Here is a 13,896-nt window from a genome sequence, read left to right on the forward strand (position 1 = left end):
CTCTGTCATCGCATCTTGCCAAGAATCCCTTCCAGCTCGTCGTTGCTGTGATAATGGATCACGACCTTGCCGCGGCCGCCGCGGCCGTGCGCGACTTCCACCTTGGTGGCGAAGCGCTCTGCCAGCTCGCGCTCCAGCGCGTCGATATTCGGATCGCGCGCCGGGGCGCTCTTGGCCTTGCCCTTGGGCGCGGTCTGCGCCTTGCGGGCGGCGTCTTCCAGCTCGCGCACGCTCCAGTTGTTGCGCGCCGCTTCCAGCGCCAGCGCTTCGGCATCGCGCTCGGGCAGGGTAAGCAGGCAGCGCGCATGGCCCATTTCCAGCTTGCCGTCGTCGAGCAGGCGTTTGATCGAGGCCGGCAGGTCGATCAGGCGCAGCATGTTGGACACTGCCGCGCGTGAGCGGCCTACCGCATCAGCGGCCTGCTGATGGGTCAGATCGAAGTCGTCGATCAGACGCTTGATGGCGTCGGCCTCTTCCAGCGGTGTGAGGTCCTGGCGCTGGATGTTTTCGATCAGCGCCATCGCCGGCACGGCGACTTCGGGTACGTCCTTCACCAGCGCCGGAATCTCGCTGAGCTGGGCGCGCTGAGCCGCGCGCCAGCGGCGTTCGCCGGCAATCAGCTCATAGCTGTTCTTGCCGATGGCGCGCACGACCACCGGCTGGATCAGGCCCTGGGCCTTGATCGAGGCGGCCAGCTCGTCGAGTGCTTCGTCGTTCCAGTGGCGGCGCGGCTGGTATTTACCGGGCTGGATGTACTGGATCGGCAGCGCACGCAGCTCGCCTTCCTGTTCGATCACGGATGGAGTGTTGGTGTCGCCACCGCCGAGCAGGGCGTCGAGTCCACGTCCCAATCCACGCTTTTTAGCCGCTGACATGCTTAGAGCCTATTCATGATCAAGATGTGCCGAGGCTTCCAGCGGTTCCTCGGGAGCGTCGCCGTGCATGGCATGCAGCGCGGCCACCGCCGCCTGCGAACCCCGTTCACGGCGGATGATCTCGCCGGCGAGCCCGATGTAGGCAATCGCGCCGCGCGAGCTGCGGTCGTAGAGATGAATCGGTTGACCGTGGCTGGGCGCTTCGGCCAGGCGCACGTTGCGCGGGATGATCGAACGCAGCACTTTGTCACCGAAATGCTGGGTGAGCTGCGCGGATACTTCGTTGCCGAGGTTGTTGCGCACGTCATACATGGTGCGCAGCAAACCTTCGATTTCCAGCTGCGGATTGAGGTGCTGGCGCACGGCTTTGACCGTGTCGAGCAAGCTGGAAAGACCTTCCAGCGCAAAGTATTCGCATTGCACGGGAATCAGCAGACCGTCCGCGGCAGTCAGCGCGTTGACGGTAAGCAGATGCAAGGTGGGCGGGCAATCGACCAGGATGGTGTCGTACTTCTGCGCGACTTTCCCCAGTTGTTCCTTCAAGCGGTTTTCGCGCGCGAACGCATCCATCAGCTTGAGTTCGGCGGCAGTGAGGTCGCCGTTGCCGGGCAGCAGGTCGTAGTGCGCTTCGGTGTTGACGATGGCCTGCTCGATCAACGCTTCGCCCAGCAGAACTTCGCAGCCGCTGGGATGCGCCTCGTGCTTGTTCACGCCCGATGCCATGGTCGCGTTGCCCTGCGGGTCGAGATCGACGAGCAGCACTTTGCGCTTCGCTGCGGCGAGGGCTGCAGCGAGGTTGACAGCGGTAGTGGTTTTGCCGACGCCTCCCTTCTGGTTGGCGACAGCGATGATACGGGCCATGTTTCGTCCGGTACCGTGAGTGTTAGTGAAAGCGGCTAGATTACCAGCCCGCCCGCCCAAGCACGACGAGATGACGCTCCGCCGCACCTAGTCCGGGCACGTTCAAGGTGTGAATACCGTTTACTTTGAAGCCATCCGGGACTCCGGGCAGCTCCTCATCCGGCGACTTGCCCTTCATCGCCAGCCAGATGCCCTGCGGCGCCAGCAGGTGCCCGCCCCAGGCCAGCATGTCGGCCAGACTGGCGAAGGCGCGGGCGGTCACGCAATCGAATTCGCCTTCCACCTCTTCCACCCGCGCTTGCACGGCCCGAACGCCTTCCAGCTTCAGCGAGCGGATGGCCTCGCGCAGGAAGCGCACCTTTTTCCCGTTGGAGTCGACCAGCAGTATCTGCCGGCCGGGCGCAGCGATGGCCAGCGGAATACCCGGCAGGCCCGGGCCGGTGCCCAGGTCAGCCAGCGACGCGCCTTGTACGAACGGCAGGATCGCCAGCGAGTCGAGCAGATGGCGAGTGATCATCTCGCCCGGCGCGCGGATCGCGGTGAGGTTGTAGGTGCCGTTCCAGCGCTCCAGCAGTGCCTGGTAATCCAGCAGACGCGGCACCGCTTCCGCGGGCAGCGACAGGCCGAGCGCATCGATGCCCTGTTCGAGCTGGGTTTGCAGGGCGCGGCGATCGGTCATCGGTGATCCGTGGCGTGAGTGGTCGGCCAGTATCCGGACCTGCTGCCCTGGATACCAGCACCCCAATAAAAGAAGACCCGCCGAAGCGGGTCGATACTTTCTTAGATTCCCCTGTGCCGGTGCTTTCTCAGGCAGCCTGGCGAATACGTTGAATCAGGCGGCTTCCAGTTCCACGCGGGTGATCATCACGCCGCGCTCGCGCAGATGCTGGTTGAGGCTGGATTTGAGCCGGGCAGCCACTTCGCGGCGCGCATCCTGCTGATTGGCCGCCACGTCGGCGTGCAGCGCATCCAGCACACCGCGGCGGATCAGCTGGTCAGCCTGCTCGATCACGGCATCGGCGCGCTCGGGTTCGAGCACCTGCCAGTAGACCGTGCCGTGCAGCGATTGCGCGTCGGAAACATCGAAGCGCAGCGTGCGGCCGCCCAGATCAATGCGATGTCCCACCCGGTCCACCAGCGGCACCACCACATGGGTACCCGGCTGCAACAGGCGAACCGGCTTGCCGCGGCGATAAAGACTGTGAACCTGACCGGCCGGCACACGCTTCACGGCCACCGCCGCGAGGGCGGGAAGGGCAACGATCAGGCTGAGCATCAGGATGGTCATGATCTGTTAAAACAGCTATTTAGCCACGGTTTCTGAAATTTTCACGAAGCAGGATTCTACAGGCATGTGAACCCGCTTGGATTAATCTTTATTTAACGACGAAATTCCCCAGCTCGCAATCCCGTGCTGTTAACCGCTTTTAACGGTTTTCCTTGGCAGAAGTGGTGCATCGTTCGTGCCACGCCCCCTGAACGAACATCGCCCTGTCGATATCACTATCGGCAGGGCGATGGGTCGGCTAAAACGCGGCGGATTTCAGAACTTGCCGGCGCGGAAATCGGCGATGGCCTGGTGGATCTGCTCGGGCGTATTCATCACGAACGGCCCATAGCGGGTGACCGGTTCCTGCAACGGCTGGCCGGCCACCAACAGCACCCGGGCGCGGTTTTCACGGCCTGCGAGGCGCACGCTGCCGCCCTTGGACAACACCGCCAGTTCGCTGCGCGAAAGCTTTTCGCCGGCGACCTGGGCGTCGGTTCCATCGAACACATAGGCAAAGGCGTGATGGTCCTCCGGCAAGGGAATCTCCACGCTTGCACCCGCTTCCAGCGCAATGTCCAGATACACCGGCGCGGTGACAATCCCTGACACCGGACCCTCAGCGTCACCCAGGCGGCCAGCAATGACCTTCACCGTCACCCCGTTGGCCGGATGCACCACGGGAATTCGTTCAGGATCAATGTCCTGGTAGCGCGGCTCGGTCATCTTGTCCTTGGCCGGCAGGTTCACCCACAGCTGGAAGCCCCACATCAGGCCATCTTCCTGCTGCGGCATTTCCGAATGCAGGATGCCGCGCCCGGCGGTCATCCACTGCACGCTGCCGGGCTTGAGATCACCGCGGTTGCCCTTGTTGTCGCCGTGCTGCATGTGGCCGGCGAGCATGTAGGTGACGGTCTCGAAGCCGCGATGCGGATGCTCGGGAAAACCGGCGATGTAGTCGCCCGCCTGATCGGAACGGAATTCGTCCAGCAGCAGGAACGGATCAAGCATGTCCAGGCCCGGCTGGCCGATGATGCGCTTGAGTTTCACTCCCGCACCGTCGGAGGTGTCGGTGCCGCGAATGCGGCGGCGGATGCTGCGCTCGGTCATGGTTTGCTCCTGTCAAAAGGATCTGGAGCACATGATGGTTCTGTTTGTGTGCGCACCCAAGTGGGGCCATACGAACAGACTGTTTCCTACCTACCGAAGATGGCGCCTGCTCACCGCAAAACGCTGTTGAAAATGGAAGGGTTTCCTGTCCTTTTTCAAATACCCGAGCTGATCAGAACCGGATTGGGCGTCGTCGAAACAAGCACCAACGCGCTGACGCGCGGCAAACATCGGTGGTCTGTGACGATCAGCGTGCGCTCGGCGCGCAGCTCCTCAATGCACCCAGTGTCCGCTGCGCTGACGCGGCGGGCCGGGCTGCTCCTTCTTCGACTCGCCCGCATGATCGAGCGCGTTGATTTCCGCTTCGGTGGCGGGATGCTCGTACCAATAGTGATTCACCGCGACCAGCACGGCCGGAAGCTGGGCCAGGCAGTCGTCGTAGTCTTCTTCACTGAGTTTTTCGAATTCGGCTTCGGCGCTGAGAATGCCCTCGTCCACCGCCAGCGCCATCACCGGGCCGAGCAATTCCATCAGCGAGGGATCATCGGCGAGACGTTTTTCCCACAGGCCAGCGCGCAGATCGATGCCGCGACTGAAGCCTTCGCACCAACCGGCGGCCGACAGGGCCGGGCCCGTTTCAGTCTCCACTTCGCCCAGGATCGGTTCGTAGGCGTCCACATCGAGTTCGGCACTGATCGAATCGTTGAGCTTGGCGAGCAGGGCCAACACGCGATTGCCCTCGTTCTCGTCCTCGAACGGCTCGTGCAGCACTTCCGGCAGCCACTCCTCGGGCAGCACCTGCACCGGGCCCACGCTGATGGCGCTGAGCAAGCCATGCACGCCGTCGAGCAGCAGATGACCATCCTGGGCGTGTGCGCGCAGGTAATGATCGAGCTCGTCGAGCTCGTTATCGTCCAGCGAGCTGGGCCAGTCTGCCTTGGTATTGCTTGTCGTCATCAGATATCCAGGTCCACCGTGACCGGGGTGTGGTCGGAAGGCCGCTCCCAGCGCCGCGGTTCGCGGTCGATGGCGGCAGCCCTGGCCGACGATTTCAGGGCATCGCCTAGCAGGATCAAGTCGATACGCAAGCCCATGTTGCGCCGGAACGCCCCCTGCCGGTAGTCCCACCAACTGTAGTGGCCAGCCTCCGTTTCAAAAAGCCGGAAACTGTCGTGCAGGCCGAGCTCGGTGATGGCTTTCAGGGCCGCGCGCTCGGGTGGTGAGCACAGCACCTCTTCGCCCCAGCCGACCGGGTCGTACAGGTCACGGTCATCCGGGGCGATATTGAAATCCCCCAGCACCACCAGTTTGGGATGCCGCTGGATTTCTTGCGCCAGGAAAGCGTGCACGCGTTCCAGCCAATGCAACTTGTACGTGTATTTCTCGTCACCGACGGCCTTGCCGTTGACCACATACAGATCCACGACGCGCACGCCACCGATGGTGGCGGCGAGAATGCGGCGCTGCGGGTCGTCCAGTCCGGGGATGTCGGTGATGACATCCTCGAAACTGAGGCCACTGTCATTGCGCGCCAGGATCGCCACGCCGTTGTAGGTTTTCTGGCCGGCGTAGATGGCTTGATAACCGGCCGCAGCGAGCTCGTCGACGGGAAACTTATCGTCTTCCAGTTTGGTTTCCTGCAGCCCCACCACGTCCGGCCGCGCGTCCGCGAGCCATTGGGTGAGGTGCGGGATGCGCACCTTGAGCGAATTGACGTTCCATGAAGCGATTCTCATCGGTCGATTGTAAGGGATGCAGGTTACGGCCACCGGACCGGGCCGCCGCCCGTGCTTGACCAAGCCCCGTGTGCAGCGGGTGCCATCCTGCACATTTGCGCGCCCCGCCCGGCCTGCTAGCGTGACCGCCTTACTGTGTCTGCGGATTGCCACCATGCTCAAACCAGCCCGCCTGCTTTTGCCTTTGCTCACTGCCCTGCTCGCGCCGATCGCAGCAGCCGATACCCATACCGCCACCACGGATCCGCGCATCGAGTCCCTGCTTACTCAGCTGGACAAGGTTCGCGATATCAGCGGCGTGGCCCTGTCGCCGGACGGGCGGCAACTGGCCTGGGTGGTGGATACGAACGACAAGCCCGGCATCATGCTGGCCGATGCGAATGGCCAGCATGCGCACAGCATCGGCCTGGCCACCAGCCCGGGCACATGCAGCGAAGATGGGCTGGCCTGGGCGCCGGATTCGCGTCATCTGGCCTTTCTATCCAACTGCGACAGCACGCACGCGTCCATGGGCGGCAAGCAACCGGACATCTATGTGCTCGACACGCAGTCGCACGACAAACCCGTGCGCATCTCGAACCTGAGCGGCTATGTGCATGCACTGAGCTGGGCACCGGATGGCAAGTCCCTGGCCTTCCTGTATGTGGAGGGCGCGACCCGCCGCGCCAGCGCGTTGGCGGCGGCGAAACCACTGGTCGGCGAAGTCGGCGTGGAAGGTATTGAAGTGCAGCGCGTTGCCACCCTGCCTGCAAAAGGCGGCGCCTTGCAGCTGGTGACGCCGGCCGACAGTTACGTCTACGAATTTAGCTGGGCGCCCGACAGTCAGCGGCTGGCTTACGTGGCCGCACCGCCGCCAGGTGACAACAACTGGTGGATTGCGCAGTTGTACGTACAGACGGCGCAGGCCGGTGCAAGCCGCACGGCGGTGGTCGATCCCCGCACCGTGACCGGGCCTTTGCATGGCCTGCAGATCGCCGTGCCACGTTGGTCGCCGGATGGATCGCGCATCGCCTTCATCGGCGGACTGATGAGCGACCAGGGCGCGACGGGCGGCGATCTCTACAGTGTTGCATCCAGTGGCGGCGCTCCGGTCGATCTGACGCCCGGTATCCACGTCACGCCGGCATGGTTCAGCTGGAGCACGCCGCAATCGATGCTGGTCAGCCAGGTCAGCAGCGGCAAGATGCAGGTGGCCGAATATGCGGTGGAGGCGAATCATGCGCAGCAGCAGCGCGTGTTGTTCACTGCGCCGGGTTCGATCGGGGATGGCACGGCCGAAGCCGCCCTGTCGCTATCAGCGGATCATCACCAGATAGCGTTCGCGCAATCTTCGTTCGACGTGGCGCCCGAAGTGTATGCCGGCTCGGTAGACGCACAGATGCCAGCTGCGGTCACCTCCATCAATGCGGGTCTGAAGCCGAGCTGGGGCAAGGCGCAATCGGTGGAATGGACCAACGAAGGATTCCACGTGCAGGGTTGGTTGCTGTATCCGGCCAACTACGATCCGCACAAGCGTTATCCGATGATCGTCTACATCCACGGCGGTCCTTCGTCCGCGGTGGTGCCGCATTGGCCCTCGGGCGGCTACGGTGCCGCACCGTTCTCCTCGCTCGGCTACTTCGTCTTCATGACCAATCCGCGCGGCAGCTTCGGTGAGGGCGAAACCTTCGTGCAGGCCAACCGCAAGGATTTCGGCTACGGCGATCTGCGTGACACGCTCACTGGCATCGATGCCGTGGAAAAGCTGGCGCCGGTGGATGACCATCGTCTTGGCCTGACCGGCTGGAGCTACGGCGGCTTCATGAGCATGTTCGTGCCCACGCAAACGCAGCGCTTCCGTGCCGTGGTGGCCGGTGCCGGCATTGCCAACTGGCAGAGCTATTACGGCCAGAACCTCATCGATCAGTGGATGATTCCGTTCTTCGGCGCTTCGGTATATGACGACCCGGGCGTGTATGCGAAGAGCTCGGCGATCAACTTCATCAAGAAGGTGAAAACGCCGACCTTGATCGTGGTGGGCGAGCGCGATGCAGAATGTCCGGCACCGCAATCATTCGAGTACTGGCATGCATTGCGCGCACTGGGTGTGCCGACATCGCTGGTTGTGTATCCGAATGAAGGACACCATTTCTACAATCCGGCGCATCAGCGCGACGTGTTGCAGCGTGCGTTGAACTGGTTTGAGAAATATCTGCCGCCGCAGTGAGTGGGCGGTAAAGTACCGGTGAGATTGCGCAAGAGTGGCCCCTCACCCCAACCCTCTCCCCGAAGGGGAGAGGGAGCAACGCACGCAACGCTCAAAATAACTCGCCCTGAGGCGATGGCTCCCGTGGCGGAGTAAAGCGCGAAGTGTCCAGCTGCAATTCGCGCGCACGGCCGAAGCCGTGACGGCGACAGGCCATCTCAAAACGTCGACGCAACAGTTCCGCAAAGACGCCCTGGCCACGCATGCGTGTAGCGAAATTGCTGTCGTAATCGCGGCCCTGATTCATTTGCTGCACCAGGCTCATCACATGGGCGGCGCGTTGCGGCATGTGCAATTGCAGCCATTCGCGGAACAGACTCTTCAGTTCGTAGGGTAAGCGCAGCACCGTATAGCCGGCACACGAAGCGCCGGCGATAGCCGCCTGCTCCAGCACCGCTTCCATATCACGGTCATTCAGCGCAGGAATGATCGGCGCCACCAGCACGCCGACCGGCACACCCGCTTCAGTCAAAGTGCGGATGACCTTGATGCGCCGGTGCGGTGCGCTTGCGCGCGGTTCCAGTTTCGCTGCGAGATGGTTGTCCAGCGAACTGACCGATATGAACACCTGCACGAGGCGTTCGCGTGCCATCGGTACCAGGATGTCCAGATCACGCTCTACCAGCGCGTTCTTGGTCACGATGGTGCAGGGGTGATGGCATTCGGCCAGTATTTCCAGCGCTGCACGCGTCAGTCGCCAGCGCTTTTCGATCGGCTGATATGGATCGGTGTTGCTGCCGATATTGATCGGGTTGACCACATAGCTAGGCTTGGCCAGATCAGAGCGCAATACCTCCGCCAGATTGGTCTTGGCGCGCAACTTCGTTTCGAAATCGAGGCCGGGTGACAGGTTGAGATAACTGTGGCTGGGGCGCGCAAAGCAGTAGATGCAACCGTGCTCGCAACCGCGGTAGGGATTCATCGCCTGGCTGAAATAAATATCCGGCGAATCGTTGTGCGTAATGACGCTGCGCGCGCATTCTTCGGTGACTTCGGTGCGCGGGCGCGGACGATCCTCGTCGAGCACGGCGTGCTGCCAACCATCGTCCTCCGCGTGGTGGCGGATGGTCTCGAAGCGTCCTTCGGGATTGGAGGCGGCGCCGCGGCCTTTGAATGCGTGAGGAAGATCAGCCATCGGCTGATCATGCGCGCGAACGATCTCAAACGGCGCGACACTCACGGTTGCGTGGCGTTGCGCAATCGTTGCCCCAGCCAATCCGTCATCGCGGCGAGCGGATAATTCTGTTCGAGCTGGCGATGCATTTCGTCGAAAACCGGCGGCGAGATCGTCCAGCCCAGCGGCAATGGATAGTTGCCCGGACACAGGCGCAGATGCCAGAGCACGTCGCCATCATCGGGATCGGCGGCATGGATATGCAAGGATGAAAGCAGTTGTGCACGTGCATATTCACCACGCGCCTCGCGCGTATCGAGCAGCGCAACGAGAGGTGCCGTCGCTTCGCCGTAGTTCGTACGTTCGGTGGGCCTGGGGACCCGCGCACAATTTGCAGAATAGAGCGGCAAGGGTTGAGCCGGATCGTGCGCATCAACGAAATCGTACAGGCTCGGATCGTTGCTGATGTGCAGGACAATGATCTGCAGGGGTTGTCCTTGTTGTGCGGCGATGCTGCGCAAGCGGTGAATGATCTCGCGCAAGGTCGTCGTACCGGAATTTTCGAAGTAACCGCCGTCGACCAATTGGAAGCCGGCGGGTGATGGCGCGTTTTGTGCGACCGCTGTCTGCAAGGTCCCGGCCGGACTCAGGTAAGTGAAACGCGCGCTGTTGAGCACCACCTCACTTAAAGGAATGCGCGGATCCAGCCAGCGCGAGCCATCGTAGGCCGTTGTCCACGGGCTTTCAGCAAACGGGCGGAACGGATCCTGCACGAATCGCCAGCCCTGGCCCACGGTGGTGCTGTTGAGGAACAGGGCCGGCACATCGACATTGACCGACCCATCAGCGTGCTCGTAAAGCGAGGAAAACGGCTGTGCGAAGGCGTTCACGCCCTGCTCTTCCGCGGCCTGTTCCCAGGCGCGCGTGAGCGCGCGACCACGATCGTCAAACAAGGCGCCTGGAAGCCAGCGTTGCGTGAAATCGACAAACCACGCATTGGCCACCAGCGGTGCAAGAAAGTCGTGATTGAGCATGCGCTCGGTGCGCAGCTGAGCCGCATCGCCCGTAGCCGGCGCGAATTGCAGCGCTGCGACGTAAGCAGCCAGACCCAGGCTGCCACCCGATACGCCGCTGCCGGCGAAGAAGTAGCGCTCGAACCTGGGTTCGCCACCACTCGGAGGCAAAGCCTGATCGATCAGCGCGGTGAATCGGCTCAGCACCATGGCGGTCCACACGGCGCTGCGCAAACCACCGCCTTCACTCGACACCATGATTACCGGGCAAGCGTGTTGCGGTATGCAGCGGCTTTGCAGCCACGCCTTGGCGTAAGTGTCGAAGTCGGGCCGATGGTCAGCCGGTGGCGGCGCCGGCCGTTGATGCGTGGTCATCGACGGGTATTGGCGCACGCGATGGTTATCGTTGAGATGCAGGGCGTGCAGACTCACTGCCATCAGCATCAGCAGGCTGAGCAGGGGGATGCCCCGGCGGTCGGCGAGCATGCACAGGAATCCGCCGCTCATGCAGAAAAAACTGCCGGTAATGAGCAGCACGGCGAGGGAGCCCACACCATCGAACTGGCGCGGCTGGATCACCACCAGCACCGTCATCAATACGTTCAAGATCAGCGTTGCGAGGAAGATGCTTAGCGGCACCATGCCCAGCACCGTGATTGACTCTGAACTCGACACCATGGCGTGAGGCGAACGCCAGGTTCGCGGCAACCATCGCCATCCGATGAAGAGCATGAACATCGCCGCGGCTTCCACCAGCAGACCCGTGATGCGCAGGTCGCGCCGGTGACATTGGGCGACGGTCATGCAGGTCGCATGGATTGTCCCTTGCAAGGTCACCCAGTACCCGAACAGCACCAGCAGCGGCACCAGGGTGCCCAGGATGCGCGGAATCCACTTACGCAGGGGTGCCGCACGCGGATCCTGCAACGCAGGCCAGCGTGGATAAATCAGCCGGTAAGCGTTGTGCGCGGTGTACCAGATGGCCAGTCCGGCGATCGCGCTGGTCGCCAGCAAGGAGACATAACGGGCGCTGCTGGGGTCGGCCCAGATGGCGATCAGAAACAGCTCGCTGGCCTGATCGACGTTGCAGATCACTACCGTTGCAAACGCAAGTACCAGCAGGGAAACCCTGATCGGTTTGCAATGGTCCAGCCCGATGGCCAGCCAGCCGAAGACGTCCAGGAGCGTAAATCGCGGCCGTTTCGCGGCCGCGCCGGACGGATTCTGGTCAACCATCGCACCGCTTCCCCCGCATGGCCTGATCGCTTGCTCATATTAGGCCAGGCGCGTGCGGGGCTGGTGAGGACGTCGCAGTTCCCGCAATCGGTCGGCGCTATGATCGTCGCCAAACTGCAGCTTTGATCTCGAGGCCCGTCATGCGGTGGCTACTGCTGTTCGCGACGCTGTTGTCCTGGGTGCTCTCCTTTACCCGTCACAGTCCGGGCGCGCTGGACTTTTGGTTGCTCCTCGGCCTGGCAGGTATCGTGGCGACGGCGCTGGCATTTGCACAGGCACGCATCGAGGCCAACGCACGACCCGAGCCAAGCATCCAGCTGATGCGCAGCCAGCAGCAGCAAAAGTCGTCACAGGACTAATGTTGCACTGCAGCTTTGGCGGTTTAGCCACCCGAACGCTACACTCCAGCGGTTGAGACATTGCACAAAAGATGTGATGCGGTTTTTCACTGAGTGCGCTCCCGGATGATCGGCGAGCAGGAGGCAAACATGTCAAAGGTCTATCCGGTCGATCCCGCATTCGCCGCCAAGGCGCATCTACGCAAGGCAGACTACGAGCGTCTGTATGCCGAATCGGTCAAGGATCCCGAAGGTTTCTGGGGCCGTATCGGCGAGCGCTTGGAGTGGTCGAAGAAGCCGAGCAAGATCCGCGACGTCTCCTTCGATCCGAAGGACCTGCATATCCGCTGGTATGAAGATGGCCTGCTCAATGTCTCGGCCAACTGCCTGGACCGTCACCTGGCCACGCGCGGCGACAAGACCGCGATCATTTTCGAAGGCGATGACCCGAACGAATCGCGCCACATCAGCTATCGCGAGCTGCACGCCGAGGTATGCAAGTTTGCCAACACGCTGAAGCATCTTGGCGTGGTCAAGGGTGATCGCGTGGCGATCTACATGCCGATGATTCCGGAAGCCGCGGTAGCCATGCTGGCCTGTGCCCGCATCGGTGCCGTTCACTCGGTGGTGTTCGGCGGCTTTTCACCTGACTCGCTGGCCGGTCGTATCGCCGACTCTACTGCAAAGCTCGTGGTTACCGCCGATGAAGGCGTGCGTGGCGGCAAGAAGATCTCGCTCAAAGCCAATGTCGATGCCGCACTGGAGCGGCCGGGCACGAACAGTGTGGAGACGGTTGTCGTGGTGCGCCGCACCGGTTCGGCCGTGCCGATGCAGTCGCCCCGCGACCGCTATTACCACGTGCTGATGGACGGGCAGTCTGCCGATTGCCCGCCGGAGCCGGTCGAAGCCGAGCATCCGCTGTTCATTCTTTATACCTCCGGTTCCACCGGCAAACCCAAGGGCGTGCTGCACACCTCGGGTGGCTATCTGGTCTATGCCAGCTTCACGCACGAGATGATCTTCGACCTGCGTGAGGATGACGTTTACTGGTGTACCGCCGACGTTGGCTGGGTCACCGGACATAGCTATGTGGTGTATGGCCCGCTCGCCAACGGCGCGACCACGGTGATGTTTGACGGCGTGCCGAACTATCCGGATTTCAGCCGCTTCTGGCAGGTGGTAGACAAGCACAAGGTGAGCCTGTTCTATACCGCGCCCACGGCGATCCGCGCCTTGATGCGCGAAGGCGAGGCGCCGGTGAAGAAGTGCTCGCGCGCCAGTTTGCGCTTGCTCGGCTCGGTCGGCGAACCGATCAACCCGGAGGCCTGGGAGTGGTATCACCGCGTGATCGGTGACGAGCGCTGCCCGATCGTCGACACCTGGTGGCAGACCGAAACCGGCGGCATTCTGATCACGCCGCTGGCCGGCGCGATCGACACCAAACCCGGTTCGGCCACGTTGCCGTTTTTCGGCGTGAAACCTGCGGTGGTCGATGCAGGTGGCACGGTACTGGAAGGTGCGTGCGAAGGTAATTTGCTGATCACCGATTCCTGGCCGGGGCAGATGCGCACGGTCTATGGCGATCACGAACGTTTCATCGACACGTACTTCAAGGCCTATCCGGGCAGCTACTTCACCGGTGACGGCGTGCGTCGTGACGAGGACGGCTATTACTGGATTACCGGCCGCGTCGACGACGTGATCAACGTCTCCGGCCACCGGATCGGTACCGCCGAGGTGGAAAGTGCGTTGGTGGCGCATCCGAAGGTGGCCGAGGCTGCGGTGGTCGGCTGCCCGCATGAGATCAAGGGCCAGGGCATCTACGCCTATGTCACGCTGGTCGCCGGCGAACAAGGTAGCGACGAGCTGCGCAAGGAGCTGATTGCCTGGGTGCGCAAGGAAATCGGTCCGATCGCCACGCCTGATTATCTGCAGTGGGCGCCGGGTTTGCCCAAGACCCGTTCGGGCAAGATCATGCGCCGCATTCTCCGCAAGATCGGTGAGAACCAGCCCGACCAGCTCGGTGATATTTCAACCCTGGCTGATCCGGGCGTGGTGAAGAATCTGGTCGATGAACGCTTGATTCGTTGAAACGTTCCTT

Annotated in this window: 12 protein-coding genes; 3 read left to right on the plus strand and 9 right to left on the minus strand. The window is 62.5% G+C overall.

Annotated features, from left to right (window positions below; all coding sequences use genetic code 11):
• Nucleotides 1-5: 5 nt before the first annotated feature.
• The 7 genes from ISP19_RS02685 to xth all read right to left on the minus strand — a co-directional run bounded on the left by ISP19_RS02685 (nucleotide 6) and on the right by xth (nucleotide 5,849).
• Nucleotides 6-875, minus strand: a complete 870-nt coding sequence (locus ISP19_RS02685; protein ID WP_204679491.1) for a ParB/RepB/Spo0J family partition protein — start codon at nucleotides 873-875, stop codon at nucleotides 6-8.
• Nucleotides 876-884: 9 nt separating this feature from the next.
• Nucleotides 885-1,736, minus strand: coding sequence for a ParA family protein (locus tag ISP19_RS02690; RefSeq protein ID WP_204679493.1), 852 nt, complete (start codon nucleotides 1,734-1,736; stop codon nucleotides 885-887).
• Between the two features lie 40 nt (nucleotides 1,737-1,776).
• Nucleotides 1,777-2,415 carry a 16S rRNA (guanine(527)-N(7))-methyltransferase RsmG gene (gene rsmG, locus ISP19_RS02695; protein ID WP_204679496.1) on the minus strand — a complete coding sequence of 213 codons (639 nt, stop codon included), beginning with the start codon at nucleotides 2,413-2,415 and terminating at the stop codon, nucleotides 1,777-1,779.
• 153 nt (nucleotides 2,416-2,568) lie between these two features.
• The gene (locus ISP19_RS02700; RefSeq protein ID WP_204679498.1) at nucleotides 2,569-3,024 is read right to left on the minus strand and encodes an SPFH domain-containing protein; all 456 of its coding nucleotides are present in this window, start codon (nucleotides 3,022-3,024) and stop codon (nucleotides 2,569-2,571) included.
• Nucleotides 3,025-3,279: 255 nt separating this feature from the next.
• Nucleotides 3,280-4,113 carry a pirin family protein gene (locus ISP19_RS02705; protein WP_204679500.1) on the minus strand — a complete coding sequence of 278 codons (834 nt, stop codon included), beginning with the start codon at nucleotides 4,111-4,113 and terminating at the stop codon, nucleotides 3,280-3,282.
• Between the two features lie 273 nt (nucleotides 4,114-4,386).
• The gene (locus ISP19_RS02710) at nucleotides 4,387-5,070 is read right to left on the minus strand and encodes a YecA/YgfB family protein (protein WP_204679502.1); all 684 of its coding nucleotides are present in this window, start codon (nucleotides 5,068-5,070) and stop codon (nucleotides 4,387-4,389) included.
• Nucleotides 5,070-5,849 (minus strand): exodeoxyribonuclease III, encoded by a 780-nt coding sequence (gene xth, locus ISP19_RS02715; RefSeq protein ID WP_204679504.1) that lies wholly within the window; start codon nucleotides 5,847-5,849, stop codon nucleotides 5,070-5,072. Before xth ends, ISP19_RS02710 begins: the two co-directional genes overlap by 1 nt.
• Before the next feature lie 154 nt (nucleotides 5,850-6,003).
• Here xth and ISP19_RS02720 point away from each other — a divergent pair, with 154 nt between their 5' ends.
• On the plus strand, nucleotides 6,004-8,055 hold the full coding sequence (locus tag ISP19_RS02720; protein ID WP_204679506.1) for a S9 family peptidase: 2,052 nt from the start codon (nucleotides 6,004-6,006) through the stop codon (nucleotides 8,053-8,055).
• 91 nt (nucleotides 8,056-8,146) lie between these two features.
• Here ISP19_RS02720 and ISP19_RS02725 read toward each other — a convergent pair whose 3' ends face one another.
• Both ISP19_RS02725 and ISP19_RS02730 read right to left on the minus strand, forming a co-directional pair.
• Nucleotides 8,147-9,229, minus strand: coding sequence for a PA0069 family radical SAM protein (locus ISP19_RS02725; RefSeq protein ID WP_204679508.1), 1,083 nt, complete (start codon nucleotides 9,227-9,229; stop codon nucleotides 8,147-8,149).
• A 41-nt stretch (nucleotides 9,230-9,270) separates the two neighbouring features.
• Nucleotides 9,271-11,457 carry a hypothetical protein gene (locus ISP19_RS02730; protein ID WP_204679510.1) on the minus strand — a complete coding sequence of 729 codons (2,187 nt, stop codon included), beginning with the start codon at nucleotides 11,455-11,457 and terminating at the stop codon, nucleotides 9,271-9,273.
• A 140-nt stretch (nucleotides 11,458-11,597) separates the two neighbouring features.
• On the opposite strand from ISP19_RS02730, the gene ISP19_RS02735 reads away from it, so the two are divergent.
• Nucleotides 11,598-11,816, plus strand: a complete 219-nt coding sequence (locus tag ISP19_RS02735; protein WP_204679518.1) for a hypothetical protein — start codon at nucleotides 11,598-11,600, stop codon at nucleotides 11,814-11,816.
• Nucleotides 11,817-11,945: 129 nt separating this feature from the next.
• On the plus strand, nucleotides 11,946-13,886 hold the full coding sequence (acs, locus tag ISP19_RS02740; protein ID WP_204679526.1) for an acetate--CoA ligase: 1,941 nt from the start codon (nucleotides 11,946-11,948) through the stop codon (nucleotides 13,884-13,886).
• Nucleotides 13,887-13,896: the final 10 nt, after the last annotated feature.

The organism is Dyella flava (genome assembly GCF_016904955.1).
In the GTDB taxonomy this organism is placed as follows: domain Bacteria; phylum Pseudomonadota; class Gammaproteobacteria; order Xanthomonadales; family Rhodanobacteraceae; genus Dyella_B; species Dyella_B flava.

What these genes read in the sequence shown, in the direction of transcription:
- ISP19_RS02725 (WP_204679508.1), bottom strand. Translation starts at nt 9,229, where the DNA reads ATGGCTGATCTTCCTCACGCATTCAAAGGCCGCGGCGCCGCCTCCAAT.
- ISP19_RS02685 (WP_204679491.1), bottom strand. Translation starts at nt 875, where the DNA reads ATGTCAGCGGCTAAAAAGCGTGGATTGGGACGTGGACTCGACGCCCTG.
- ISP19_RS02690 (WP_204679493.1), bottom strand. Translation starts at nt 1,736, where the DNA reads ATGGCCCGTATCATCGCTGTCGCCAACCAGAAGGGAGGCGTCGGCAAA.
- ISP19_RS02730 (WP_204679510.1), bottom strand. Translation starts at nt 11,457, where the DNA reads ATGGTTGACCAGAATCCGTCCGGCGCGGCCGCGAAACGGCCGCGATTT.
- ISP19_RS02735 (WP_204679518.1), top strand. Translation starts at nt 11,598, where the DNA reads ATGCGGTGGCTACTGCTGTTCGCGACGCTGTTGTCCTGGGTGCTCTCC.
- ISP19_RS02705 (WP_204679500.1), bottom strand. Translation starts at nt 4,113, where the DNA reads ATGACCGAGCGCAGCATCCGCCGCCGCATTCGCGGCACCGACACCTCC.
- acs (WP_204679526.1), top strand. Translation starts at nt 11,946, where the DNA reads ATGTCAAAGGTCTATCCGGTCGATCCCGCATTCGCCGCCAAGGCGCAT.
- ISP19_RS02720 (WP_204679506.1), top strand. Translation starts at nt 6,004, where the DNA reads ATGCTCAAACCAGCCCGCCTGCTTTTGCCTTTGCTCACTGCCCTGCTC.
- ISP19_RS02710 (WP_204679502.1), bottom strand. Translation starts at nt 5,070, where the DNA reads ATGACGACAAGCAATACCAAGGCAGACTGGCCCAGCTCGCTGGACGAT.
- xth (WP_204679504.1), bottom strand. Translation starts at nt 5,849, where the DNA reads ATGAGAATCGCTTCATGGAACGTCAATTCGCTCAAGGTGCGCATCCCG.
- rsmG (WP_204679496.1), bottom strand. Translation starts at nt 2,415, where the DNA reads ATGACCGATCGCCGCGCCCTGCAAACCCAGCTCGAACAGGGCATCGAT.
- ISP19_RS02700 (WP_204679498.1), bottom strand. Translation starts at nt 3,024, where the DNA reads ATGACCATCCTGATGCTCAGCCTGATCGTTGCCCTTCCCGCCCTCGCG.